Genomic DNA, 24,923 nt, shown 5'->3' with positions numbered 1-24,923 from the left:
CTTTTGTTTAGAATTATGTGTTGCAAATGCCTGCAAATGTACTAAAAAGCGTTTTTTTTGCTGACACGAATTTCACGAATTTTCACCAACCATTACTCATACTGCTAAAAAAAGTACCTTTGCACCCTAAACACGTATACTATGAACTGGATATTACTGGTTATAGCCGGCCTGTTTGAGGTAGGTTTTGCATCGTGCCTGGGTAAGGCCAACGAAAGTACGGGCATGGTAGCCAAATACTGGATGGGTGGCTTTTTCCTGTGCCTTACCGTAAGTATGGTACTGCTGTACAAAGCCACGCAAACGCTGCCCATAGGTACGGCTTATGCGGTATGGACGGGTGTAGGCGCTGTAGGTACGGTACTGGTGGGTATTTTTGTATTTAAAGAGCCAGCCGACTTTTGGCGTTTGTTTTTCCTTACTACGCTGATTGCTTCAATCGTGGGGCTTAAGTTTGTATCGCATTAATTTTTTACGGCAAAAAAATACGCCCATAGTATAAACAGCAGTTGTAGCGGAATCCTAAACCATAAATATACCGTGCCACTGGCGGTGTACGTAGCTGTTTGATAATCTACATGTTTTATTGCGGCATAAATGTTGGAAGGTAGGATAAGAATAAAGAAAGCTATTAAAAACCATCCTGCATATACTTTAGTTTCAGGGAAGAGCAACGCTGCGGCTGCCATAACTTCTAAAACTCCTGTAAAGTAAATAACAATAGTTTTAAACGGAACGGATTCAGGTAGCATCATTTCCATTCCTTTAGGAAACATAAAGTGCCCCAATGCCGTAAACAACAGCATGATGCACAACGCAACACGCCCGGAGAACGCATATAAAAAATGCCCTTGTGTAACCCGTGTAGCGCATGCACTTAAAATAAATACCGAGAGTAATACCAGTAGTGGTTTCATATTTTCTTTTAAGGCAAATATCTGCAAGCCGTTAACGCCAAACAATGAACCCGGGTTAAGTAATACGCTTTCTTATACGGCTAAGTGCCTGCGGGGTAACGCCTATGTAAGATGCTATGTATTTCAGTGGGATTTGGTGTATAAGATGAGGCTGCTCTGTAAACAGGCTTTCGTAGCGCTGTTGGGCGGTTTGGGTCAAGAGGGAGATTTCGCGCTTACTTTTTTTAAGGAATAAATCTTCAGCGGCATGCCTGCCAATGGTATTGCCTATAGCAGTGTTGTTGTAAATGTCTTTTAAATCATTGTGGGTAAGGTGCCACAGTACGGTAGGCACCAGCGTTTCTATGGCGTAGTGCGATGGCATCCGGGTTAAAAACGAATCGTAACCGCTTACAAAGTTCCCTTCAAAGGCAAACCCAAAGGTAAGGTCTTTATCTGGTTGTGGAATGTAAAAACGTACCAGGCCTTTTTCTATAAACGACAGGGTATTTTCTACTTCACCGGATTTTAGTACAAGGTGCTTTTTAGGATATGCAGTACGCACCAGCCGGGCAGAAAAATAAGCCCAGTCAGCATCACTGAGTTTGTCTTTTTGTTCAAAAAGTTGGCGTATCTGGTGCATATATTGGGTTATAATATGATGCGTTAGAGGTTTATTTAACTACCAAAATTTCCACCACTGTTTTTTTGTGCTGTTTGGTTTAACTTGATTGTTTTTGACATTTGTTTTTCCGTACTCAAACCCCGATAATAGTGTCTCAAAAAGCAAATCATCGGCGTGGTCCAGCTTTTCTCCAAAATAGCGGGAACAAATTTCAAAAACAAAGTTCTCGCCAACCTGGTCTTCAGACAATTCTTCATCAGGAAATTCTTCAAAAGAATATACCCTATTCCTGTTTTCGTCGAGTCTGGATTTGCTTAGCAATCCTTTTTCTTCTTCAACTGGGTTACCTAAGTCAACAAATGTACCGTAATCTGCGCTTCCCGCACGAGCCCTTATTTTTTTACCAGATCTACTTATGGAATATCCCCATAAGTTTACAACGCTATGAAGTACGATTGAGCAAATTTCGGAATCGGAAAAAAAATTGTTCAGTATTTTTTCGGCGGATGATTCACCGTCCTCAAAGAAAGACATTGGAAGGTCAGGTGTGCAAATCAGTAAGTTGTCCTTGTAGTTACCAACATAAACCGTGTTTTCTTTAGGGTTAATGGTAAATTCAAAATGGGCATCATCTATTTTTGTCAAATTTTGAAAGCCTAACTCATTTAGTAGTGTTTTAACATCAACTGTTTTGGGCTTGTTAACGATTATAAATGAAGCTTTCCACCCCATAGTTTCTTCTTTTTGTATAAACCTACAAAAATTAAAACAAATTCAGCACATACGACACCTTAACCGATACGTTTTTGTCAAAATGAGGCAGTTGGTACGGACCATACCGGTAAAAGCCCGTAATGCCCAGGCCTTTAAAAATTTCATTTAGCTCTATGCCGCTTTCGTAGTAGCCCCTGTCCAGTGTGTTATAGGCAAAGCCCAGGTGGGCATCCTTGTTAGACAGGTTACCCCAGGCAAAGCGTGTAACCAGCATGGGCGAAAGTTTCAGGCTTTTGTATAGCGTAAAGCGTGTAAAGCCATGCTTCAGTTGCAGGGTAACATACTCACTGCTAAAGAACTCGTTAAAGTACATGGTCTCAAAACTGTTACGCCCCGATATGGTTATACGTTGCAGTATGCCGTCTTTAAGCAGGCTGTTTGGCGAGGTGCTGTACAGGTGCGTTATGGGTACATCGCCGCTGGCTATACCCGTTTGCAGCAACCCCGAAGTAATTTGCCCGTTAAGGAACTTATGCTGAAACTCTGCCCTGAAATCAAACTTGCCAAAATTAAAATCGCTGCCCAAAACTCCAGATACAGCTTGTGTGTACTGAAATGCAAACCTTGGGAAACGTTTTTCGCTCTCTACACGCCCGTCAGGGGTTTGCATAAAATCGCTAAACGGGTTCCATTGTATTGATACCGATGCCATAACCAGGTCGAATACCGTGTATGGTTTTTGCCCCTGCATAAAAACGTAGTTAAACTTAGGGTCTATACGGCTGCGCGTAAGCTGCCAGTAGCTGTCGGTTTTGGGTATAATCCGGGTTTCTATGTACCCCTGCCAGGTTTGGTAATTATAAAACGTGGTAAGGTTAAACGGGCGCGGATCGTATATTTTAAACGTACGCTTATCTGTAGCGAAAGACGTGCTACCTATCTCCCGGATATCGTCTGTAAACGAGGCGCCTACCCATGAGTTAGAAAACCTGCCCAGCCTTAGCGCCATGCCGCCGCTGTACTTAAACGCGCCGTCTTTAGTTCCGTACGCCCCATAACCGCTCACCCTGAAAATTTGGCTCAGTTTATTGTTTGTAATACCGCCAAACCCCACACGGAAGCCCTCGTAGTTATTGTACTTAAAAATCTGCCTCAGGTCTATATCTACCGCGCCGGCAGGTATGTAGCCATTTATTACACGGCGCCCCCATATAATGCGCTGTTCCCAGTTGTCTTTTGCCACAAGGCTGTCCAGCGCCATGTAGGTGGTAAGGCTGCGGGTATCAAGGGAATCAGGCCGAAAACGCTGCCAGTATTCATCGGGACGGTTTACGGCGTTGTCTTTAATTTCTATGTCTACAACGCGGCGGTATATGGTTACCGGGGTATTAAACTCCATGTCAAAATTATGCGCCTCAGAGTACAGGTACACATAGTCAGACGGTTCTTTTTTACGGTTAGGGTCTTTACTGTCTACGGCGTCAAACTTTATGGTTTCGCCCAGTATGCGTATGTCTTCCTTGTTATTGCCCTTGGTTATTTTAAGCGTCTTTTTTATGGGGAACCAAAGCTTTTGCTCTTCCTCGTATTCAAAGTAATGTACCGATGTAATGTCTATAACATTCTTTACCCGCAGTATGGCTTTAGCAATACCATAGGTTTCGCAGTCTATGTACAATACCCCGCGCAGCTTGCGTTTCAGGCGGCGCTTGGCATCAAAATAAATCATGTAGGTGGGGCGGTTGTTAATGCTTATGGTATCGAGCAACTTGTAGTTGTACTCAAAAAAGGCATCGCGCGCCAGTGGCCCGGCATATTTGTTTTCAAACAGGTCTATATCATCGGTGTAAATACTGTACGATTGCAGCTTAAGGCCTATGAACTCGTACAACGGTTTTTTAAACCCTGCCATACGGGTTGCCAATACGTTTTCTTTAAGCCCTTGTTTTTTATCGTATAAAAATTCTGAAATCTTTTCGGTTTGGTACAGGTGCTGGCGGCTTACAATTTTTTTAAACTTAAATACTGCCGAGTCTATCTTTTCGATAAAACGCCCTGCTTTTTCGTAAGCTAGAATAGTATCTATGCGGCTCTGTACTGAATCAGGGTCGGCAGTAACCACAAGGCGGTCGTAAGACTTATATCTGTAGCTGTTAAGGTGCTGCTGCGGATCGTTTACCGGCCTGCGGCGTATGGCCTTGCCAATAATTTCGGTTGCCGGGTTTTGCCGGGAAATGATTATCTCGCCAAGCAGTTCCGGTTTTATTTTCAGCAAAATGGCATAGTGGGTGGTATGATGCTTTATGCTTATGGTTTGCGCATCGTAGCCCGTGTAGGTAACCGTAAACGATGTTGCGTAATCAGTAAGGGAAAGTTTACCGTCTATATCGGCCACATAGTTTTTACCGTTGCTTTTTACGGTAGCGTAGGGCAGGGGCGCGTTGTTTGCTGCGTCTCTTACGGTAACGGTAAGGGGCGCCTGTGCTGCGGTGCATAGCGTAAATAAAAACAACAAAACCTGTAGGATTTTCATGTAGGCGATGTTCTGCTTTTTACCGGTTTAGTTTTGCAATGAGTTTACTATGGTTACTATATAAATACTGTCGTTTTCTATTACGTAAAGTATCCGGTAGTTTCGCACAATTATTCTACGAAACTTAGGAAAGATTTCATCCTGCTGATATTGTTCAGAAAATACAATGCTCTTAGGCGCATTTAAAAGTTCTTTACGTATTAAAGTTGCAGTACTCGCCTTACGGGAAGTTAATAGCGAATAATAAATATTTTTAAGGTCTGATATGGCTTCTGCAGACCATTTTATGATTGGTTTCTGTAGCGGCATTACCAGGATTGTATATCATTTTCCAGTTCGTCCTGCGTTTGGTATCTTCCCTCTTTTATATCTGTCAGTCCTTTTTCTGCTTTAGCGTGGTATTGTTCTATATTTAAAGGCTCTCCAAGCGCAGTATACGCCACGGTGTCATTACTGTTATAGTGTTTCTGCTTTATAGCCAGTAGCTTATTAAATACCGTGTCGTCTTCAAGATGTAATACCCAGTCCAGTACTTCCAGTTTTTTAGCCGCGTCCATAGTAATCTGATTTTGCTATGTAAAGATAACGACATTTTGCCGAAAATATGATGTATAAAAAAATCCGCCACAGCCGGGCGGATTTTTTAACATATTTTTATCTCAGGAGGTTATACCTTCATAATTTCTGCTTCTTTTGCTACAAGCAGCTCGTCTATCTTTTTAATAAACGCGTTAGTAAGTTCCTGTACACTTTCTTCTGCACCTTTACATACGTCTTCGCTCATGCCATCTTTTTCCAGCTTTTTAATGTCTGTATTGGCATCTTTACGAGAGTTACGTATACCTATTTTAGCATCTTCAGCCTCAGACTTTGCCTGTTTTACAAGATCCCTGCGGCGCTCCTCTGTAAGTGGCGGTACGTTTATTATAATGCTCTCACCGTTGTTCATTGGGTTAAACCCAATGTTTGCAATAAGAATGGCCTTTTCTATGTCTTTAATCAGGTTACGTTCCCATGGTGTTATGGTAAGCGTACGGGCATCTGGCGTATTAATATTTGCTACCTGCGAAAGCGGCGTAGCAGCGCCGTAATAGTCTACCCTTACACCACCCAGCATAGCAGGGCTTGCCTTACCGGCACGTATGTTTAAAAATTCTTTTTCAAGGTGGGCTATGGTATTTTCCATGCTTTCCTTGGTGCTATCCAGTATAAAATCTATTTCTTCCATAGCTTTTACGTTCGTGTTTTCTGTTCTTTATTATTAAACGGTTACCGTTGTGCCTACTTCCACATCGCCTAAGCACACCTTTTGCAGGTTGCCGGGCTTGTTCATGTCAAACACTATAATAGGAAGCGCGTTTTCCTGGCTAAGCGTAAAGGCTGTAGTGTCCATTACGTTAAGGCCTTTGGCAAGCACTTCTTCAAAAGTCAGCGTTTCATATTTTGTAGCCGAAGGATCTTTCTCCGGGTCGGCAGTGTATATACCATCTACGCGAGTACCTTTAAGTATAACATCGGCATCTACCTCTACACCCCTAAGTACGGCAGCAGTATCTGTAGTAAAGTACGGGTTACCGGTACCGGCGCCAAATATTACAATACGGCCTTTTTCAAGGTGGCGTACGGCCCTCCTTTTTATGTACGGCTCTGCAATGGCTTTAATTTCAAGTGCGGTTTGCAGGCGGGTTTGCATACCGGCATCTTCCAGGGCGCCTTGTAGTGCCATACCGTTTATTACGGTAGCCAGCATACCCATATAATCACCCTGAACCCTGTCCATACCGTTTGCAGCACCTGCCACACCCCTAAATATGTTACCACCGCCAATAACTATGGCTATCTGTACGCCTTTGTCATGAATTTGTTTAATCTCGGCAGCATATTCGGCAAGCCTTTTAGGATCTATACCATATTGCTTTTCGCCCATAAGCGCTTCGCCGCTTAGTTTTAACAGGATTCGGTTGTATTTCATAGGGTGTTGTTTTTTGATGGTGCAAATATAGCAATATTTGTTTCCAACTAAACAATTTTTGCCACGCTGCCCTGCTACAAAATAATCACATCGTTATAGGATTTCTTCGCGGCTTCGTAGCCTATATTAAAAATTTCCTGCATTTTTTGCTTGTTGGTCTCAAAGGTGCTGTACAATGCCAGCTCCTCCGGGCTTATAACCCAGTCGCACAGGGTAAACTTTTGCATGTTGCTGTTTGCCGAAAGCAGGTCGTAAGCGTGGGCGGTTACTGCCTTTATGTTACTAAGGTCTTCTTTTTGTATTTTTTGTATCGGGCTTACATATATGCCTATATTGGTATCGCAGCGGCCCTGCAGTATATCGGTAGGGAAGTGGTTTACTATGCCGCCGTCGCCATATAGGCGGCCGTCTATTTCGTAAGGTGAAATAATACCAGGAAATGCCGACGAGGCCAGTACGGCATCGGCTATTTTTATGTTGTCTTCAAAAATACGCAACTTGCCTGACACAAGGTCAGTAGCCGTGAGGTGCATTTTAAACGAAAGCTCACCCAGGGTGGCATCGCCAAAAACACTGTGGAAATAATCACGGAACGCCAGCGAATCTATGAGCCCCGGCTTGCGGAAGGTAAAGTGTTTCCAGTGGAAGAAGTAAATCGACTTAAAAAACTCCAGTATTTCCTCGGGTTTTTTGCCCCAGGCGTACAGAGAAGATACTATGGCGCCAGAGCTGGTGCCTGCTATATGGTTTGGCCTAATGCCTTGCTCGTCAAGGAATTTTAATGCCCCGGCGTGGGCAAGGCCTTTGGTGCCTCCGCCCGAAAGGGTAAGGCCTATGTTTTTTCCGTCAAACTTCATACCTGGTTTTTGATTTGCCTGACTAAATTACACCTTTTTACCGAATGGCCTTTTTTTTGATATAACAATAATTACATTAATTTTACCCCAAATTTTGAGGAGATGACAACTACAGACACCCTAATACAACAAAGCCTTAATAAGGCACAATCGTATACCGAATACCGCGCGCTGGTAACACGTCTTTTAAACGAAGGAATGAGCACCGGCCCGGAACAAAGCGAGGCGCTTACCCACTACAGCTCGCTAAACGAAACCCGTATGAACAGGCTGGATAAAACCATAACGGTACCTGCCGAAATAGCCGAAAAGCTAAACACCCTGGAACAATCGTACCTGTTTTTAGTAATTACCGAAGGCTGGTGTGGCGATGCGGCGCAACTGCTGCCTGTAATGAATAAAATGGCGGAGGCTACAGATAAAATTACCCTGAAAACGGTACTGCGCGATGAAAATACCGAACTTATGGATGCGTACCTTACTAACGGTTCCCGCTCTATACCAAAACTTATTGTGCTTAACGCCGATACACTGGAGCCTGTAGCCAGCTGGGGGCCAAGGCCTGCGGAGGCTGCAAAACTGGTGGTAGACCTTAAGGCACAGTACGGTGCCGTTACCGAGGAGGTTAAGGTGGCACTGCAAAAATGGTACCTGCACGATAAAGGCATTAGCAGCATGAACGAAATATTGTCGCTTTTAAAATAAGCAGCAGTTTTAACGGCACATAAAATTATACCATAAAAAAAAGCACTCTGTTACAGAGTGCTTTTTTTTATGGTTGCCTTTTGGCAATGGTATGTTTATGCCACTACGTTTATAATACGGCCCGGTACTACAATAATCTTTTTCGGGGCGTTGCCGTTAAGATATTCGGTAGTGCGGGGATCTGCAAGTACGGCGGCTTCTATTTCGGCAGCAGGCATGTCCAGCGGAAACTCCAGCTTAAAGCGGGTTTTTCCGTTAAACGACACCGGGTACTCCTTGCTGCTTTCTACCAAATATTCAGCGTTAAACTTAGGGAACGCTACCGTGCTGATGCTGGTTTTGTGACCCAGTTGGTACCAAAGTTCCTCAGCAATGTGGGGCGCGTACGGCGAAATCAGTACGGCAAGCGGCTCCAGGATAAGGCGTTCGTGGCAGTTCATGGCGGTAAGCTCATTAACGGCAATCATAAACGAACTTACCGAGGTGTTAAACGAGAAGTTCTCTATATCTTCCTGTACCTTTTTAATGGTTTTGTGCAGGGTTTTATACGCGTCTTTTGTAGGCTGGTTGTTGGTTACTATAAAGCCTCTATCGTCAAAGTACAACTTCCATAGTTTTTTAAGGAAACCACTTACCCCGGTAATACCGGCGGTATTCCATGGCTTGGCTTGTTCAAGCGGTCCAAGGAACATTTCGTATAGGCGAAGCGTATCGGCACCGTATTCCTCACATATCTCGTCAGGACTAACAACATTGTATTTAGACTTTGACATTTTCTCAACTTCTCTAAAAGATGAAAATTCTTTGTGGTCATCATTTACCAGCTCACCATCTTTATCAAAGAATATCGCTTTTTCTAATTCTTTGAAGAATTTCTTATATTTAGTTAAGTCTACATAATTTGATGTTCCTATCAAGAAACTCACAGGAACAGGCAAGTAATCAACATGTTGGAATTTAAGATATACTCTTTCTTCAGAAATCCCTAATGATTTAGCTTTTTCTTTCCAATCAGTTATAATTTGTTCATAAAATGGAACTTTAGAAATAAGGTTTTCTAATTCGAATTTAGAATCTATTACTTCCTTAGAAACGAATATTTCTCCATATTTGCTAGGCAGGCTGTTTTGATAGCTGTTTAACTCCTGTGGCATTTCATTGATATCAACTGCACTGTCTATTGAATATCTAACTCTATAAGCATATGCACTCGTACCCAATATCATCCCCTGGTTAATCAGTTTCTTAAACGGTTCTTCCTGGTTGATAAAGCCACGGTCTTTAAGGAACTTGTTCCAAAAACGGCTGTATAGTAGGTGGCCTGTGGCGTGCTCGCTACCACCTATGTATAAGTCTACATTCTGCCAGTAGGCCTCCGCCTTTTCAGATACAAAAGCATCGTTGTTAAACGGATCCATGTATCGCAGCCAGTACCATGAACTACCCGCCCATCCTGGCATGGTATTCAGTTCCAATGCAAATACGGTTACGTTGTCTATTTTATCTGTACTTACCACGGTGTTTGTGGTAGTGTCCCAAGCCCACTCGGTAGCGTTACCTAGCGGTGGCTGTCCGTCTTCGGTAGGTAAATATTTCTCTACCTCCGGCAGGCGGATAGGCAGGTGCTCGGTAGCTATCATTTTTGGCAACCCGTTTACGTAGTACACCGGGAATGGCTCACCCCAATACCTCTGGCGGCTGAAAACAGCATCGCGCAGGCGGTAGTTGGTTTTACCTTTACCCTGACCCATTTCTTCCAGGGCGGCAATGGCTTCTTTTGTGGCAGCCTTATAATCCATCCCGTTAAGGAAATCAGAGTTTACAAGCTTTACATTGTCTTTGCTGGCGTACGCTTCCGCTGAAATATCGGCTCCGTCAAAAATGTTCTTTATTTCAATGCCAAAGTGTTTGGCAAAATCATAGTCGCGTTGGTCGCCTGCAGGTACGGCCATAACAGCGCCTGTGCCGTAACCGGCAAGTACGTAATCGCCTATCCATATCTGTACCGGCTCTTTAGTAAACGGATGCTCGGCATAGGCACCTGTAAATACCCCCGAAATGGTTTTTACATCGGCCATACGCTCTCGTTCGCTGCGTTTTGCAGTAGCTTCCACATATGCTTCAACAGCGGCTTTTTGCTCCGGCGTGGTTATTTTGGCAACCAAATCATGTTCCGGAGCCAGGGTCATAAACGTAACGCCAAAAATAGTATCAGGGCGGGTGGTAAACACCTCTATATACGTTTGGTTTTCAAGCGGGCTGGTAAGGTCTGTAAAAAACTCGGCAAGGTCATTACCATCTGCATCCACCTCGTTTGGCTGCATTACGCGGAATTTTACGCTTGCGCCTACTGATTTTCCTATCCAGTTGCGCTGGCTTTCTTTAAGTGACTCTGTCCAGTCTATGGTGTCCAGGCCTTGTAGCAACCTTTCGGCATACGCCGAAATACGCATACTCCACTGGGTCATCTTTTTACGGATAACCGGGTGGCCACCGCGCTCGCTTACGCCATTTACAATTTCGTCGTTAGCCAGTACGGTTCCCAGTGCTGGGCACCAGTTTACCTCAGTTTCGGCAAGGAAGGTAAGGCGGTATTTAAGCAACATGCGCTCTTGCTCGTCTGCGCTCCATGCGTTCCATTCGGCTGCGGTAAAAGCAGGTATATTATCGTCGGCAGCAGCATTAACACCTGCGTTACCGTGTTGTTCAAAATGCTGTATAAGCGTGCAGATGCTCTCTGCCTTGTTGCTGTTGTAATTAAACCAAGAGTTAAACAACTGAATGAAAATCCACTGTGTCCACTTATAGTACTCCGGGTTGCTGGTGCGCACTTCCCTGTCCCAGTCAAACGAGAAACCTATTTTATCCAGCTGTTCGCGGTAGCGGTTAATGTTGGTTTCGGTGGTTACCGCAGGGTGCTGCCCGGTTTGTATGGCGTACTGCTCTGCCGGAAGGCCAAAGCTGTCGTACCCCTGTGGGTGCAGTACATTAAAACCCTGGTGGCGTTTGTATCGGGCATAGATGTCGCTGGCTATATAGCCCAGCGGGTGGCCTACGTGCAGCCCCGCCCCGCTTGGGTAAGGGAACATATCCAATACATAATATTTCGGTTTATCCGATATGTTTTCGGCACGGAAGGTACCGTCTTCTGCCCAAAATTTCTGCCAGCGGGCCTCAATTTCTCTGTGGTTGTATTTCATTTTTCAGTTTCTGAGCTGCTGAGCTGCTGAGCTGCTGAGCTTTTTGTTTTTCTATTAATTATGTAATTCCTGTTTACCAGCTTGGGGCTAAGCCGCTAAGCTGCTTAGAAGCTAAGTGGCTTAAGAAACGCAAATTTAGTGTTTTTTTTGGAAAGCTACTGAGCCTCTTAGCTGCTGATCCGCTAAGCTTTTTTGCTCATAAGCTAAGAAACTCAGAAACTCAGCAGCTAATAAAAAATACTTTCTTATTTTTACGGCTAATTTAAGCATATACTATGGCATCATCTTTTGAGAAGTTTCAGAAACGCAGGGTAATATCGTCCTATTTCTCTGTTGTACTGAGTATTTTCATAGTGCTTACCCTGCTTGGGGCGCTGGGTTTATTTGTAATTAATACCGAAAAAATATCGGGGTATGTAAAAGAAAACATACCCATGACCATATATTTTAAACGCGAAGTTACCGATACTACCGCGCAGGCTTTTGCTACACGCCTGCAAAACAGCGCGTACGTTAAAGACCTTAAGTTTGTAAGTAAGGAAGAAGGTGCTAAAAATAACCCCGACCTTATGGAGGACAGCGAGGTGTTCCTGGAAGGAGAAAACCCACTGCTGGACAGTTATGATATTCACCTTAAAAGCCAGTTTGTAGACAAAAAACATATAAAAGACATAGAGGTAGAGCTAAGGAACGACCCTGCCGTAGCCGATGTAATTTATGATATAGTACTGGTAGAGCTGGCTAACGAAAACATTAAATCCATATCGTACTGGGTGCTGGTGGTTAGCGCGGTTTTTGCCGTGGTTTCTATGTTGCTTATAAACAGTGCGTTGAGGTTAAGTATTTATTCGCACCGATTTACCATTAAAACCATGCAGCTTGTGGGTGCTACCAAAGCGTTTATCCGCAGGCCGTTTATATGGAAAGGTATCAAGCTGGGCCTTATAGGCGCATTTTTCAGCATACTGGTGCTGTTGTACCTGGTACACTGGGCCGATGGCGTGCTGCCCGAACTAAACATTTGGGAAGACTGGATACCTACCGCCATAGTGCTTGCCGGGGTATTGTCTACCGGTATAATAATAGCCGCCATAAGCACGTTCTTTGCTACACAAAGGTTCCTTAACCTGCGTACAGACGACCTTTATTAATAGGCCTGTTTTAAATTTTGAATTATAAATTTTAAATTATCGGGAGGTAATTTACTGTTAAAATAAATTAGAGTGTTTTACGGTGCAAAACTTGCAACCTGACACGTTAAACCTGAAACAAAAAAGATGGAAAAAAGCCCTTTAAAAAACCAATTCCTTTTTACGAAGGAAAACTATACCTTCTTATTAATAGGCCTTGCCGTAGTGGCACTGGGCTTTATACTTATGAGTGGCGGAGGCAGTGAAGACCCTAACGTGTTTAACGAAGCCGAACTTTTTAGCTGGAGGAGGATTCGCCTTGCACCTACCGTGGTACTGATTGGTTTTGGGATTACCATTTATTCTATACTTAAAAGCCCAAAGGGTACTACTGCCGGGACTACCTTTCCTGAAGACAAACCCATAAAAAACAAGCAGTAGTATATGGATTTTATTCAAGCCTTGGTTCTTGCCATTATTGAGGGACTTACCGAATACCTGCCTATATCGTCTACGGCGCACATGATATTTGCCAGCTCGGCATACGGCATACAGGAAGATGCTTTTGTAAAGCTGTTTCAAACCGCCATACAGTTTGGTGCCATCCTTGCCGTAGTAGCCCTGTATTGGAAAAAGTTTTTTGATTTTAGCCGACTTAGTTTTTATGTAAAACTGGCCTGTGCGGTTATCCCTGCGCTGGTGCTGGGTAAGCTGTTTGACGATATGATAGACGATGTACTGGGCAAGCCTGTGCCTATAGCCATAGTACTTATTGTAGGTGGTGTGGTGCTGCTGTTTATAGATAAGTTTTTCCACAGCCCTGAGATTTCTAACGAAGAAGATATTACCATAAAAAAAGCCGTAACCATAGGTTTTTGGCAGTGCCTAGCCATGATGCCGGGTACCAGCCGTGCCGCAGCCTCTATTATAGGGGGTATGCAGCAAAAACTAACCCGTGAGGCTGCAGCTGAGTTTTCGTTTTTCCTTGCGGTACCTACCATGCTTGCCGTTACTGTGTACTCTATAGTGTTTAAAAAGTATGAGGTAGCAGGTGCCGAAGTAAAAGGGTACACCATGCTTATGGAGGGCGATAACATGAAGTTATTCCTTATGGGGAATGTAGTGGCGTTTATTGTAGCCATTATAGCTATTAAGGGTTTTATTGGTGTTATTAAAAAATACGGTTTTAAACCCTGGGGTATTTACCGTATTGTGGCCGGTACGTTGTTACTGGTATATTTTACGTACTTTAAATAATTAGTATTGGCATTAGCTGAAGATTTTACCGAAGGAAAAGTATTGCTCATAGACAAACCCCTTACATGGAGTTCGTTTCAGGCAGTAAACAAAGTAAAGTGGGTCCTTAAAAAACACCTGGGGCTAAAAAAATTAAAAGTTGGCCATGCCGGTACGCTGGATCCCCTGGCTACCGGGCTGCTTATTATTTGCACCGGTAAATTTACCAAACGTATTCCGGAACTACAGGGTATGGTAAAAGAGTATACCGGCACATTCCAAATAGGGGCTACCACGCCGAGTTACGACCTTGAAACCGAAATAAACGAAACCTTTTGTACAGAACATATTACCGAAGCGCTACTACAGGAAACCGTACAACAGTTTTTGGGCGAAATAGACCAAAAGCCGCCGGTGTTTTCGGCAATAAAGAAAGACGGTAAGCGCCTTTATGAACACGCCCGAAAAGGCGAAGAAGTAGAAATCGCTGCGCGCAAAACTACCATATACGAGTTTGAACTGACCCGTATAGCCCTGCCCGAAGTAGACTTTAGGGTAGTGTGCAGCAAGGGCACGTACATCCGTTCGCTGGCGTATGATTACGGTGTGGCGCTTAACAGCGGTGCGCATCTTACCGCATTACGCCGTACCAAAATAGGCGAGTTTGATGTGGTAAACGCCATTTCTCCAAACGATTTTGAAGACTCTATAACACCTGCCGAATAAATGAAATGGCTGACATGCATAGTGTTGTTTTTACCCGGCCTTATTTTGGCACAGGTAAAACCTGCACAGTTGCAGGATGGCGATTTTATATTTCAGGATATGGACTGCGGCCCGCTTTGCGATGCCATAGAAGCCGTAACCGATGGTTATGCAGGGCGCGATTTTAGCCACATGGGCATGGTCTTTCATAAAAACGATACCCTTTATATTGCTGAGGCTGCGGGAAAGGCGGTGCGGCTTACTCCGCTGGCAAAATTTGCCCAAAACACAAAAAAGCCCATGCTGGTTATGCGGCTTAAAGCTAAATACACCTCGCTTATCCCTGCGGCACTTGACTTTACCCTAAAGCAAATCGGGGTGCCGTATGATGATGAGTATGTGTACAATAACGGGGCATATTATTGTTCTGAACTTATTTACGATGCTTTTTTGTATGCCAATGGCAATAAGCCATTCTTTGCGTTGTACCCCATGACCTACAAACAGCCGGGAACCGATACGTTTTTTCCGGCGTGGGTAGCGTACTATAAAGCATTGGGTAAACCCATACCTCAGGGATTGCCGGGCTGTAATCCGGGAGGTATTTCTAAAAGTGATAAACTAACCGTACTGGGTGATTTATTGCTGCCTTAATTTATTGTTGCACATTTGTTTACGTTGATTATTCCTGCTCTGTCTAAAACTTAAGATTTTATTAGTAGGAAAATTTGGCATGGCATTTGGTTATTCTATTGTATCAAATCAAAAACAATAGTTGTAATTTAATTCCAATTTAAAACAACAATCATCATGAAAAAAAACCTACTCGTTGCAGTATTGTGCTGTATGGGCTTGGGAGCTTTTGCGCAGCAAAAAGACACACTTAACGTAACCCCCGAATTTAAACAGCCTTGGGGACAGTTTTTTATTAGCGCCGGTTATGTAACTGTTCCACACAAATTAAATGATAAGCTTAAGCAGAGTAACCTGCCGCAAATTTCAGATAACCTGTTTGAACTGGGTATAGGGCTTACTAAAATCCAGGGGCGTTTGCTAACCGATTTAGAATGGGCCAGTGATTATTATAAAGACAAAAAGGTTACCGGTGCCACCGTACGCTCGTTTAATACCGGCATTAAGTGGAGGCCACAGTATATTTTCTTTTACAAAAAAGGGATGCTTGCCGCCGCTGGTTTTGATTTGTCGTATATGTATAACACCGTATCTATTTTTGACCCGGGCAATAGCGTAGACCTAAACAATATAGATCCAGGTGATTCCAGGAGTATAAGTTTATATAACAACAGTTGGTACTTGGGGCCATCGGCTTCGTTCGGGTTGTTTCAGGATAAATCAGCTTCTCTAAGGCTAACTACAGGTTACGAATGGAATGTGGCGCGCGCAAGCTGGCATTCTGACGTGGCTAAGGTATACAACACTACCAAAGAAGGCGGACAAGGACGCTTTTTTGCTAAACTTATCATAAATTATTAACGCCACTGTCTGACAAATTATCAGTGCGGGGCCGGTCTGTATAGACTGGCCTTTTTTTTGCTATACAATTAAGCGTAAAACAACTAATAAAAGAAAAGAAGATGTTTGGAGGATATTATTTACTGATATTAATTATAGGTATAGCCAGCTTTGCAGTAAGTGCAAGGCTCAAGAGCAAGTTTGAATACTACAGCCGTGTACACCTGCGTAACGGTATGAGCGGCGCAGAAATAGCTACTAAAATGCTGCATGATAATGGCATTTATGATGTAAGGGTTATAAGTACGCCCGGCCGCCTTACAGACCACTATAACCCTGCCGATAAAACGGTAAACCTAAGCGAAGCCGTGTATAACGAGCGTAATGCCGCCGCTGCGGCCGTGGCAGCACACGAGGTGGGGCACGCTGTACAGCACGCTACCGCATACAGTGCGCTGCAATTGCGTAGTAAGTTGGTTCCGGTTACTAACATAGCATCGCAGTTATCTATGCCTTTGCTTTTTATAGGAATTTTAATGGGCGCTGTGGTAAAAATGGGCATTGGGTGGTATATAGCGGTGGCTGGTTTCGGGTTAATGGCTATAGCTACTGTTTTTAGCCTTATAACCCTTCCGGTAGAGTATGATGCCAGTAACCGTGCCCTGGCATGGCTAAAAAATAAAAACATGCTTACACCACAGGAATACGATGGAGCGCAGGACTCACTTAAATGGGCGGCGCGCACTTACCTGGTGGCTGCAATAGGTGCCGTAGCTACCTTGCTTTATTACGGTTTAATGCTGTTTGGCGGCAGATCCAGAGACTAAAATTATTTCTCTCTATATATATCCATATTACGTTTGTAATATATGTACGGGCTATCTCGGTAAAGAGTAGCCCTTGTTTTTTGTTTTCGACTTTCGACTTTGGCTTTCGGCTTTCGACTAAAGTTGTATTTGTCGTTCTATCTGCTGTTCTAATGATATAAAGGTTTCGGTACGGCTTACCCCCGGTATGGGCTGTATGCGGGTATTAAGCAGTTGCATAAGGTGTTCATTATCGCGGCAAATGATTTTTATAAGGATGCTCCAGTTACCGGTGGTGTAGTGGCACTCTAACACCTCGGGTATTTTGCGGAGTTCTTTTACAGCCTCTGAGTTGCTCGATGCTTTTTCCAGGTAAATACCCACAAATGCCATAGTGCTGTACCCCAACACGCGGGTGTTTACGGTAAACTTAGAGCCGCTTATAACCCCTGATTGCTCCAGCTTACGCAGGCGTTGGTGTATGGCCGCACCTGATATGCCTATTTTATTGGCTATTTGTAGAATCGGTTTACGTGCATCATCCATAAGGTCGCGCAGGATTTCCTTATCTATGCCGTCTATTTCAATTTGGGTTTGATTGATCTTCATGGTTTTAAATTACATATTTACTACAAATATAATTTTTTTGTAATAAACTGTAGTCTATACAGGTTATTTATGTAAAAACAAAAACCTCCCCATTAGTGGGGAGGTTGTATTTGTAATTTGCTGGCATAAGGATTTTTAACTCGCCACGTTCAGCGGGTTGTATCCTTGGTAAGGCACCTGCTTTTCGTTAAATACTATACCGTAGGTTTCCAGCTCGTTAAGTATGGGGCTGTATACCTCTTTAGTTATAGGCAGCTGTACACCCGGGGTGTTTATTTGCCCGTTTAGTATTTTTAGCGCGGCGATAGCTACAGGTAAGCCTACCGTTTTTGCCATAGCGGTATACGTTTGATCCTGGCCTATGCACACCATAGTACTGTCTATCTGCTCTTTTTTGCCGTTAAGCTCATAGCCAAATTTATGGTACATTACAATCATGTCCTTGTCATCGGGTGCCAGCGTCCACTTATCTGATAGTATTTTTTCCAGTATTTGTGCAGGCGTAGCGTTATGCAGGCCAATTTTTTTATTGGGGTTAAATACATCCAGCTCCAGTAGTTTTTCCCACAAAATATCGTCTTGGTCTATTTTAAGGATGTGGCGTAGTTTCAGTTCCACGCTATCGGTAGGGTGATATGGCAAAAACGAATTGGTAAACTCGCGGTAGCTCATGGTATCGCTGTTTTCCATAACGTATGTATCATCGGTCATGCCCAGGGTTACAAACATATTCCACGCGCGCGAAAATCCTACACGGCGCAGCGTGCCTCTGTATAGTGTGTGGACGTCGTCCAAGCCATAAATACTGCGGTATTTAAGCGAATCACGGTTAGCATAACCTTCAAAACGGCCATAGCCTTCCACGTCCATAAACTCCGTACGGCGAAACAGCTTGTTGTACGGTATGTATTTGTAGTTGCCTTCGTGTATAAACTTGGCTGCGCCGCCCTGCCCGGCAAGTACTACATTGCGCGGGTTCCATGTAAACTTATAGTTCCACAGGTTGTTATCGCTTTCAGGGGCTACAAGGCCGCCGCAAAACGATTCAAACAATAACATTTTTCCACCTTTGGCACGTATCTCATCAATCACCTTCATGGCGCTCATGTGGTCTATGCCGGGGTCTAGCCCGCATTCGTTCATAAAAACAAGTCCTGCCTGGCGCACTTTCTCGTCAAGTTCGGCCATTGCGGGGCTTATGTAAGATGCCGTAACCATATGTTTACGGTAGGTAATACAGTCTTTAGCCACTTCGTAGTGCAGGTGAGCCGGTAGCATGCTTATTACTATATCTGCCTTTTGTATTTCTTCATGGCGCTGCGCTTCGTTAAAAATATCAAAGGCTATAGCACGGGCATTGTGGTGTCCTTTAGTTTTTTGTTTTGCCAGTTCTGCCGAAAGGTCGCCTATGGTAATGTGCAGGTTTTCAGTGTCTGACTTTTCTAAAAGGTAATCTATTAGCGAGGTTGCAGAGCGGCCTGCGCCAATAATAAGGAGGTTTCGCATTGTAAGCTGTTTGTTTGTTCGGGTTTTTTTGCAACACGAAAGTAGTAAATTGTTATATATAATCTTGTGATTTTGTATTGTTAAATGTTGATTAGTGGCTAACTTTACGCCACAAAATTTAAAGAAAATGGATAAAAACATATTGGCTACTGCCGCTTTTTTAGGAATGACAGGTATTTTACTGGGTGCTTTTGGCGCACACGGATTAAAAAAAATCGTGGAACCTGAGTCTGTAGCTTCTTTTGAAACGGGGGTTAGGTACCAAATTTATCATGCGTTGTTCCTTTTATTTATTGGTACAACCACATTGCTTAACGAGGCAGCCAAGAAACAGATTTTTACATTAGTGGTAACAGGAGTGGTATTTTTTTCTGTTTCTATTTATTTTTTGGCCTTAAAAAAATACATTCCGTTTGAAATAAAGAAAATCGGGATTATTACACCTATTGGAGGATTGTTACTAATAGGGGCGTGGGGGATGCTGTTTTTGAATATAATTAAACAAAAATGACCATTAGCCTATAATTTTTTATCCATGGTTTGATAAAATTCTTATCTTTGGGCATTGATACAACCCAAACATAAACCCAAACTATGGATAACTACGGCCTTTTTACGAAAACGATTTCGCTTGAATCCCTAGGAATTACAGGCGCTACAGTAAGGTATCAGTTGTCTCCGGAGGAGCTTCATAACCTAACGATTGAAAAAGGGCAGGGGGTAGAAACCAGTACTGGTGCCCTGGCCATTAACACAGGAACCTTCACCGGGCGGTCTCCCGAAGACCGTTTTATAGTGAAAGATGCCATTACCGAAGACAAAGTCTGGTGGGGTAAGGTAAACATTCCGTTCAGCCCAGAGAAGTTTGATGCGCTTTACAACAAAGTAATGCAGTACCTATCGGGCAAAGAACTTTTTGTACGCGATGCTTATGTATGTGCCGATCCTAATTACAGGCTTAATGTGAGGGCGGTAAACGAGTTACCATCGGGTAACCTGTTTTGCTACAATATGTTTTTAAGGCCCGATGCCGATGAGCTTGATGATTACTCGCCGGAGTGGCACGTAATCTCTGCGCCGGGTTTTCAGGCAGACCCTGATACCGATGGTACGCGCGGCAAAAACTTTGCTATACTAAACTTTACCAAAAAAATAGCCCTTGTAGGTGGTACAGGTTATACCGGCGAAATGAAAAAAGGTATTTTCTCTGCGCTTAACTTTATACTTCCGGTAGATAAAGATACCTTCCCTATGCACTGTAGTGCTAACGTAGGTAAAGATGGCGATACGGCTATCTTCTTCGGTTTATCGGGTACGGGCAAAACCACGCTTTCGGCAGACCCGGCTCGCAGGCTTATAGGCGATGACGAGCACGGATGGACGCACGAAAATACCGTGTTTAACTTTGAAGGCGGATGCTATGCTAAGGTAATTAACCTTACCGAAGAAAATGAGCCGGACATTTACCGTGCCATTAAAAAAGGCGCCCTGCTGGAAAACATTAAATTTAAGCCGGGAACAAACGAGGTAGATTATGAAGATGTAAGCATAACGCCAAACACCCGCGTAAGCTACCCTATTGATTTTATTGATAATATACAGTTTGGCTCTGTAGGCTATAACCCTAAAAATATATTTTTCCTTAGTGCCGACTCGTTTGGCATACTGCCTCCTATAAGCAAGCTTACCCCGGGGCAGGCTGCTTATTGGTTTATATCGGGTTACACCGCTAAGGTGGCCGGTACAGAGGAAGGTGTAAAAGAACCACAGCCTAATTTCTCGGCCTGTTTTGGTGCGCCGTTTATGCCGCTGCACCCTGCTAAATACGCCGAAATGCTGATACACAAAATGCGTGAGGCTGGCGTAAATGTATGGCTTATTAATACCGGCTGGACCGGTGGGCCTTACGGTGTGGGTAGCCGCATGAAACTGCGCTACACCCGCGAAATGATAACCGCTGCCCTTAATGGCGAACTTAATAATGTAGCGTTTGTAAAAGAGCCGTTCTTTGGCCTGTCTGTGCCACAGAGCTGCCCTAATGTTCCTACAGAAGTACTAAACCCAAGGGATACGTGGGAAAGCAAGGAAGCGTATGATGAAAAAGCGCATGAACTTGCCGACAATTTTAGAAAAAATTTCACTAAATTTGAGGAGTTCTCAAACTACGAAATTATTGCTGGCGGTCCGCTGGCATAATTGTGGATTTTAGAATAGATGTTTTTGGAAAGGGCTGCCCGGGGACGGGCAGCTATTTTTTTGCCTAATCCTGTCTGCGTGTTTACTATAGCGTACTGTATAAACTAAAAAATCCCGCCAAAAGCGGGATTTTTATGTATGTAAGAGTAATATTATTTTGCCTTATTTGCTTCTGCTATATATTTTTCTAAAGCCATAGTCATGCTCGGGGTTCCCGGAGCGGGTGCCATTATATCTACACGAAGGCCGTGGTCCAGCGCTTCTTTTTGTGTTGTAGGGCCAAATACCGCAATGCGCGTATTGTTCTGCTGAAAATCAGGGAAGTTTTTAAACAACGATTTTATCCCGGTAGGGCTAAAGAAAGCCAGTACATCATAGTACACGTCTTTAAGATCGCTAAGGTCGCTCATAACCGTGCGGTAAAAGGTTCCCGGTGTCCAGTCTACCTTAAGGCTGTTTAGCACCTGCGGCACGTCTTCGTTTAGCTGGTCTGAAGCCGGTAGTAAAAACTTCTCGTCTTTGTATTTTTTAATCAGCGGAGAAAGCTCTGCAAACTCCTTTTGGCCTACATAAATTTTTCTTTTTCTATACACTACATACTTTTGCAGGTAAAAGGCAATGGCCTCGCTCTGGCAGAAGTATTTAAGGGTTTCCGGTACTTTGTATCGCATTTCTTCGGCCACACGGAAAAAGTGGTCTACCGAGTTTTTGCTGGTAAGGATTATGGCGGTATAGTTGTTCAGGTCAATTTTCTGAGCCCTCACGTCTTTTGCACTAACACCCTCTACGTGGATAAACGGCCTAAAGTCTATTTTTACTTTCAGCTTGTTCTGAATTTCAAAGTACGGTGAATTTTCTACTTTAGGTTCCGGTTGCGAAACCAAAATTGTTTTCACTTTCATAATATAGTTTATTAACTAGCGATTGGCAAACCAATAATACAGAAAGAAATAGGGTGCTATTTCAAGTGCGCAAAGATACAAAATAAAATAGAAGATTTTGCTGAGTATTAAATTTTGATAAATCCTCAGCGAAATAAGATAAGAAAGTATGCTTGCGGCCACTATAAGACCCAGTAAAATGTACAGTACAAAGGCTTTAGGAGCCAGATTATAAAACAATATTACGTTTACCGGCAGCAGTAACATGCCTATGTAAGCGCGGTAGGTTACCTTGTGCAGGTTAAACTGCTCATTAAAATCTTCTATGTTAAAGGCTGTGGCTATAATTTTCTCTATAAGGAATTTAGCCAAAATAAAGGTGGCAATCACGGTAAGGAGCTGAATATAGCTAAGAAATCCACCGTCTGAAAACTTAAAATACACCAGTATAAAGCGCAGCAAAAATGCGTAAGAAATAACCTGTATGGTAAATAAAGATATGGTAAACCAGCTTTGCAGGTTGCTGCTGTCTTTGTATATTTTTATGTACTTATCAGACCATGCCAGTTTTATAAACTCGCTAAACCTTACCTCAAACACGGCGCGGTTTACGGCAATAAGGGCAAAACATAACACAAATAGTATGGTGGCCCAGTCGTGGGCTCCGGTTATACGTTCGTGCAGCGTAAAGTTATCCATTGCGCAAAATTAGTATTTTTTATAAACGTGCCCGTTAATTATCATTTAATTGTTTTTTACCCGTTAATAAATAACTATTTTTGCACAAAATTTTCCCCGGTACATGAACGATGGTATTGTAATAATTCCTACGTATAACGAGATTGAAAACATAGAAGCCATTGTAAGGGCTGTGTTTCAGCTGCCTGTAGCATTCGACCTGCTTGTGGTAGACGACAATTCGCCAGATGGTACCGCGGCAAAAGTGCGCGAGCTGCAAGCCGAATATCCTAACCTTCACATGGAGGTGCGCCAGGGTAAATCGGGGCTTGGTACAGCATACGTGCACGGTTTTAAATGGGCAATCCTGCGTAAATACGACTACATCTTTGAAATGGATGCTGATTTTTCGCATAACCCGGCAGATTTGGTAAAGCTATACCAGGCGTGCCACAACGGGGCCGACCTTTCTATAGGGTCACGCTACGTAACGGGGGTTAATGTGGTAAACTGGCCCCTGAGCCGCGTACTTATGAGCTACTATGCCAGCAGCTACGTAAGGGCGGTTACCGGAATGACCATAAGAGATGCTACCGCCGGGTTTATATGCTATAAGCGAAAAGTGCTGGAAAGCGTAAACCTGGACAGGATAAAGTTTGTGGGGTATGCGTTTCAGATAGAAATGAAGTACCGCGCGTATTGTAACGGGTTTAATATTGTAGAAGTCCCTATAATATTTACAGACCGTACTAAAGGACAAAGTAAAATGAGCTCGGCTATATTTAAAGAGGCCATATTTGGCGTTATAAGATTGCGCTGGAAAAAGATGCTGAACAGACTATAACATTACCAAATGAACAGAACACTGATAAAGAACGCCAGGATTGTAAATGAGGGTACAATTTTTGAAGGCGACCTTTACATTGAAGACAAGATTATAAAGGAAATCGCCGAAAGTATAAGCCCTAAATCGCCAGATGTACGGATTATAGACGCTGAAGGTAGTTTTCTTATACCGGGCGCTATAGACGACCAGGTGCACTTCCGCGAGCCGGGGCTTACCCATAAGGGTAACATAGAAACCGAATCGCGCGCGGCAGTAGCCGGTGGTGTAACCTCGTACATAGAGCAGCCAAATACGGTGCCAAACGCTGTAACGCAGGAACTGCTGGAACAAAAGTACCAGCGTGCTGCAGAGGTGTCTTATGCTAACTACTCGTTTATGATGGGGGGTACTAACGATAACCTTGATGAGCTGCTTAAAACCAATCCGCGTAATGTGGCCGGTATAAAGCTTTTCCTGGGTTCCTCTACCGGTAATATGCTGGTGGATGATGAACAGGTGCTCGAAAAAATATTTAGCAGTACCAGCATGCTTATAGCAGCGCACTGCGAAGATGAGGCCACCATAAGGCAAAACCTGGAAAAGTTTAAGGCGGAGTATGGTGATGATATCCCTGTAAAATACCACCCCGAAATACGCAGTACAGAGGCGTGTTATATATCTTCATCCCGCGCTATAGAGCTGGCTAAGAAAACCGGTGCAAGGCTACATGTTTTTCACCTTTCTACAGCTAAGGAAACGGAATTGTTTACAAATAAAATCCCGCTTGAGGATAAAAAAATCACTGCCGAAGTATGTGTGCACCACCTGTGGTTTACCGATGCTGATTATGCCACTAAAGGTTCGCTTATAAAGTGGAACCCTGCGGTAAAATCAGAAGCCGACAGAGATGCGCTATGGAAAGCCCTGCTGGACGATCGTATAGATGTAATAGCTACAGACCATGCCCCGCATACGCTGGAGGAAAAGAAAAAGCCGTACACCTCTTCGCCAAGCGGAGGGCCACTTGTACAGCACAGTGTGGTAGCTATGTTTGAGGCGTACCATCAAAAGAAAATATCGGTAGAGAAAATTGTAGAAAAAATGTGCCACAATCCGGCAAAATTATTCCGGATAGAAAAGCGCGGCTTTATACGCGAGGGCTATTATGCCGACCTGGTTATTATTAACCCGGGACTGCCGTGGAACGTTAAAAAAGAAAATATACTGTACAAGTGCGGTTGGTCTCCTTTTGAGGGGATTAACTTTAAATCGCGTATTACCCATACATTTGTAAACGGGCAGCTTGTATACAATAACTTTAAGGTAAAAGACGTTCGCTGTGGCGAAAGGTTGTTATTTAACCGCGAATAGTAAA

General features: G+C 43.5%; 28 protein-coding genes. 13 read left to right on the top strand and 15 right to left on the bottom strand.

All coding sequences use genetic code 11. From position 1 onward, the window contains the following. The first annotated feature begins 141 nt into the window (after positions 1 to 141). A complete protein-coding gene (locus tag ACLI08_RS13980; protein ID WP_411429122.1) occupies positions 142 to 468 on the top strand; it encodes a DMT family transporter in 327 nt (108 codons plus the stop codon). Here the strand turns inward: ACLI08_RS13980 and ACLI08_RS13975 are convergent. From ACLI08_RS13975 to ACLI08_RS13935, 9 genes are all read right to left on the bottom strand, one after another. Continuing rightward, the gene (locus tag ACLI08_RS13975; protein ID WP_411429121.1) at positions 465 to 917 is read right to left on the bottom strand and encodes a hypothetical protein; all 453 of its coding nucleotides are present in this window, start codon (positions 915 to 917) and stop codon (positions 465 to 467) included. The two genes, ACLI08_RS13980 and ACLI08_RS13975, sit on opposite strands and share 4 nt — an antisense overlap. 55 nt (positions 918 to 972) lie before the next feature. Next, positions 973 to 1,539, bottom strand: coding sequence for a Crp/Fnr family transcriptional regulator (locus tag ACLI08_RS13970; protein ID WP_411429120.1), 567 nt, complete (start codon positions 1,537 to 1,539; stop codon positions 973 to 975). A 39-nt stretch (positions 1,540 to 1,578) separates the two neighbouring features. Further along, a complete protein-coding gene (locus ACLI08_RS13965) occupies positions 1,579 to 2,253 on the bottom strand; it encodes a DUF6928 family protein (RefSeq protein ID WP_411429119.1) in 675 nt (224 codons plus the stop codon). A gap of 31 nt (positions 2,254 to 2,284) precedes the next feature. Further along, entirely contained in the window at positions 2,285 to 4,768 is a 2,484-nt protein-coding gene (locus ACLI08_RS13960) for a DUF5686 family protein (RefSeq protein ID WP_411429118.1), read from the bottom strand. Positions 4,769 to 4,795: 27 nt separating this feature from the next. Then, positions 4,796 to 5,077, bottom strand: coding sequence for a type II toxin-antitoxin system RelE/ParE family toxin (locus ACLI08_RS13955; protein WP_411429117.1), 282 nt, complete (start codon positions 5,075 to 5,077; stop codon positions 4,796 to 4,798). Then, positions 5,077 to 5,325 carry a hypothetical protein gene (locus ACLI08_RS13950; protein ID WP_411429116.1) on the bottom strand — a complete coding sequence of 83 codons (249 nt, stop codon included), beginning with the start codon at positions 5,323 to 5,325 and terminating at the stop codon, positions 5,077 to 5,079. The genes ACLI08_RS13955 and ACLI08_RS13950 overlap by 1 nt, the downstream gene beginning before the upstream one ends. A gap of 110 nt (positions 5,326 to 5,435) precedes the next feature. Next, complete coding sequence (frr, locus tag ACLI08_RS13945) at positions 5,436 to 5,996, bottom strand: ribosome recycling factor (RefSeq protein ID WP_411429115.1); 561 nt, start codon at positions 5,994 to 5,996, stop codon at positions 5,436 to 5,438. A 33-nt stretch (positions 5,997 to 6,029) separates the two neighbouring features. Continuing rightward, positions 6,030 to 6,740 (bottom strand): UMP kinase, encoded by a 711-nt coding sequence (gene pyrH, locus ACLI08_RS13940; RefSeq protein ID WP_411429114.1) that lies wholly within the window; start codon positions 6,738 to 6,740, stop codon positions 6,030 to 6,032. Between the two features lie 74 nt (positions 6,741 to 6,814). Further along, on the bottom strand, positions 6,815 to 7,597 hold the full coding sequence (locus tag ACLI08_RS13935; RefSeq protein WP_411429113.1) for a patatin-like phospholipase family protein: 783 nt from the start codon (positions 7,595 to 7,597) through the stop codon (positions 6,815 to 6,817). 102 nt (positions 7,598 to 7,699) lie between these two features. On the opposite strand from ACLI08_RS13935, the gene ACLI08_RS13930 reads away from it, so the two are divergent. Next, complete coding sequence (locus tag ACLI08_RS13930; protein WP_411429112.1) at positions 7,700 to 8,302, top strand: thioredoxin family protein; 603 nt, start codon at positions 7,700 to 7,702, stop codon at positions 8,300 to 8,302. Positions 8,303 to 8,397: 95 nt separating this feature from the next. Here the strand turns inward: ACLI08_RS13930 and ACLI08_RS13925 are convergent, their stop codons facing one another. Together ACLI08_RS13925 and ACLI08_RS13920 are read right to left on the bottom strand one after the other, a co-directional pair. Beyond that, complete coding sequence (locus tag ACLI08_RS13925; RefSeq protein WP_411429111.1) at positions 8,398 to 11,502, bottom strand: leucine--tRNA ligase; 3,105 nt, start codon at positions 11,500 to 11,502, stop codon at positions 8,398 to 8,400. A gap of 135 nt (positions 11,503 to 11,637) precedes the next feature. After that, positions 11,638 to 11,772, bottom strand: a complete 135-nt coding sequence (locus ACLI08_RS13920; protein ID WP_411429110.1) for a hypothetical protein — start codon at positions 11,770 to 11,772, stop codon at positions 11,638 to 11,640. Positions 11,773 to 11,777: 5 nt separating this feature from the next. Here ACLI08_RS13920 and ACLI08_RS13915 point away from each other — a divergent pair, with 5 nt between their 5' ends. The 7 genes from ACLI08_RS13915 (at position 11,778) to ACLI08_RS13885 (ending at position 16,873) form a co-directional block, all read left to right on the top strand. Next, positions 11,778 to 12,653, top strand: coding sequence for a cell division protein FtsX (locus ACLI08_RS13915; protein WP_411429109.1), 876 nt, complete (start codon positions 11,778 to 11,780; stop codon positions 12,651 to 12,653). Positions 12,654 to 12,779: 126 nt separating this feature from the next. Continuing rightward, on the top strand, positions 12,780 to 13,073 hold the full coding sequence (locus tag ACLI08_RS13910) for a DUF3098 domain-containing protein (RefSeq protein ID WP_411429108.1): 294 nt from the start codon (positions 12,780 to 12,782) through the stop codon (positions 13,071 to 13,073). A gap of 3 nt (positions 13,074 to 13,076) precedes the next feature. Beyond that, positions 13,077 to 13,889, top strand: a complete 813-nt coding sequence (locus ACLI08_RS13905) for an undecaprenyl-diphosphate phosphatase (RefSeq protein WP_411429107.1) — start codon at positions 13,077 to 13,079, stop codon at positions 13,887 to 13,889. A gap of 6 nt (positions 13,890 to 13,895) precedes the next feature. Continuing rightward, entirely contained in the window at positions 13,896 to 14,594 is a 699-nt protein-coding gene (truB, locus tag ACLI08_RS13900) for a tRNA pseudouridine(55) synthase TruB (protein WP_411429106.1), read from the top strand. Then, on the top strand, positions 14,595 to 15,227 hold the full coding sequence (locus tag ACLI08_RS13895; protein ID WP_411429105.1) for a YiiX/YebB-like N1pC/P60 family cysteine hydrolase: 633 nt from the start codon (positions 14,595 to 14,597) through the stop codon (positions 15,225 to 15,227). A 156-nt stretch (positions 15,228 to 15,383) separates the two neighbouring features. Continuing rightward, positions 15,384 to 16,067 carry a hypothetical protein gene (locus tag ACLI08_RS13890; protein WP_411429104.1) on the top strand — a complete coding sequence of 228 codons (684 nt, stop codon included), beginning with the start codon at positions 15,384 to 15,386 and terminating at the stop codon, positions 16,065 to 16,067. Positions 16,068 to 16,168: 101 nt separating this feature from the next. Further along, on the top strand, positions 16,169 to 16,873 hold the full coding sequence (locus ACLI08_RS13885) for a zinc metallopeptidase (protein WP_411429103.1): 705 nt from the start codon (positions 16,169 to 16,171) through the stop codon (positions 16,871 to 16,873). A 117-nt stretch (positions 16,874 to 16,990) separates the two neighbouring features. Here the strand turns inward: ACLI08_RS13885 and ACLI08_RS13880 are convergent, their stop codons facing one another. Together ACLI08_RS13880 and ACLI08_RS13875 are read right to left on the bottom strand one after the other, a co-directional pair. Next, positions 16,991 to 17,461: an Lrp/AsnC family transcriptional regulator gene (locus tag ACLI08_RS13880; RefSeq protein WP_411429102.1), complete on the bottom strand. Its 471-nt coding sequence runs from the start codon at positions 17,459 to 17,461 to the stop codon at positions 16,991 to 16,993. 135 nt (positions 17,462 to 17,596) lie between these two features. Next, positions 17,597 to 18,967 (bottom strand): saccharopine dehydrogenase family protein, encoded by a 1,371-nt coding sequence (locus ACLI08_RS13875; RefSeq protein WP_411429101.1) that lies wholly within the window; start codon positions 18,965 to 18,967, stop codon positions 17,597 to 17,599. 127 nt (positions 18,968 to 19,094) lie between these two features. Between ACLI08_RS13875 and ACLI08_RS13870 the strand changes: the two genes are divergently transcribed. After that, the gene (locus ACLI08_RS13870; RefSeq protein WP_411429100.1) at positions 19,095 to 19,478 is read left to right on the top strand and encodes a DUF423 domain-containing protein; all 384 of its coding nucleotides are present in this window, start codon (positions 19,095 to 19,097) and stop codon (positions 19,476 to 19,478) included. Positions 19,479 to 19,561: 83 nt separating this feature from the next. After that, positions 19,562 to 21,163 carry a phosphoenolpyruvate carboxykinase (ATP) gene (pckA, locus tag ACLI08_RS13865; protein WP_411429099.1) on the top strand — a complete coding sequence of 534 codons (1,602 nt, stop codon included), beginning with the start codon at positions 19,562 to 19,564 and terminating at the stop codon, positions 21,161 to 21,163. 152 nt (positions 21,164 to 21,315) lie between these two features. On the opposite strand, the gene ACLI08_RS13860 is transcribed toward pckA, so the two are convergent. Further along, complete coding sequence (locus ACLI08_RS13860) at positions 21,316 to 22,065, bottom strand: uroporphyrinogen-III synthase (RefSeq protein WP_411429098.1); 750 nt, start codon at positions 22,063 to 22,065, stop codon at positions 21,316 to 21,318. 15 nt (positions 22,066 to 22,080) lie between these two features. Next, on the bottom strand, positions 22,081 to 22,743 hold the full coding sequence (locus tag ACLI08_RS13855) for a DUF4271 domain-containing protein (RefSeq protein ID WP_411429097.1): 663 nt from the start codon (positions 22,741 to 22,743) through the stop codon (positions 22,081 to 22,083). A gap of 103 nt (positions 22,744 to 22,846) precedes the next feature. Between ACLI08_RS13855 and ACLI08_RS13850 the strand changes: the two genes are divergently transcribed. Both ACLI08_RS13850 and ACLI08_RS13845 read left to right on the top strand, forming a co-directional pair. Next, positions 22,847 to 23,566, top strand: coding sequence for a polyprenol monophosphomannose synthase (locus ACLI08_RS13850; protein WP_411429096.1), 720 nt, complete (start codon positions 22,847 to 22,849; stop codon positions 23,564 to 23,566). Between the two features lie 9 nt (positions 23,567 to 23,575). Next, positions 23,576 to 24,919 carry a dihydroorotase gene (locus ACLI08_RS13845; protein WP_411429095.1) on the top strand — a complete coding sequence of 448 codons (1,344 nt, stop codon included), beginning with the start codon at positions 23,576 to 23,578 and terminating at the stop codon, positions 24,917 to 24,919. Positions 24,920 to 24,923 lie beyond the last annotated feature (4 nt).

The organism is Flavobacterium sp. RNTU_13 (assembly GCF_046614455.1).
Lineage (GTDB): Bacteria > Bacteroidota > Bacteroidia > Flavobacteriales > Flavobacteriaceae > Flavobacterium.
Note: the sequence above shows the minus strand (reverse complement) of the source record. Positions and strands in the feature narration are given on the sequence as shown.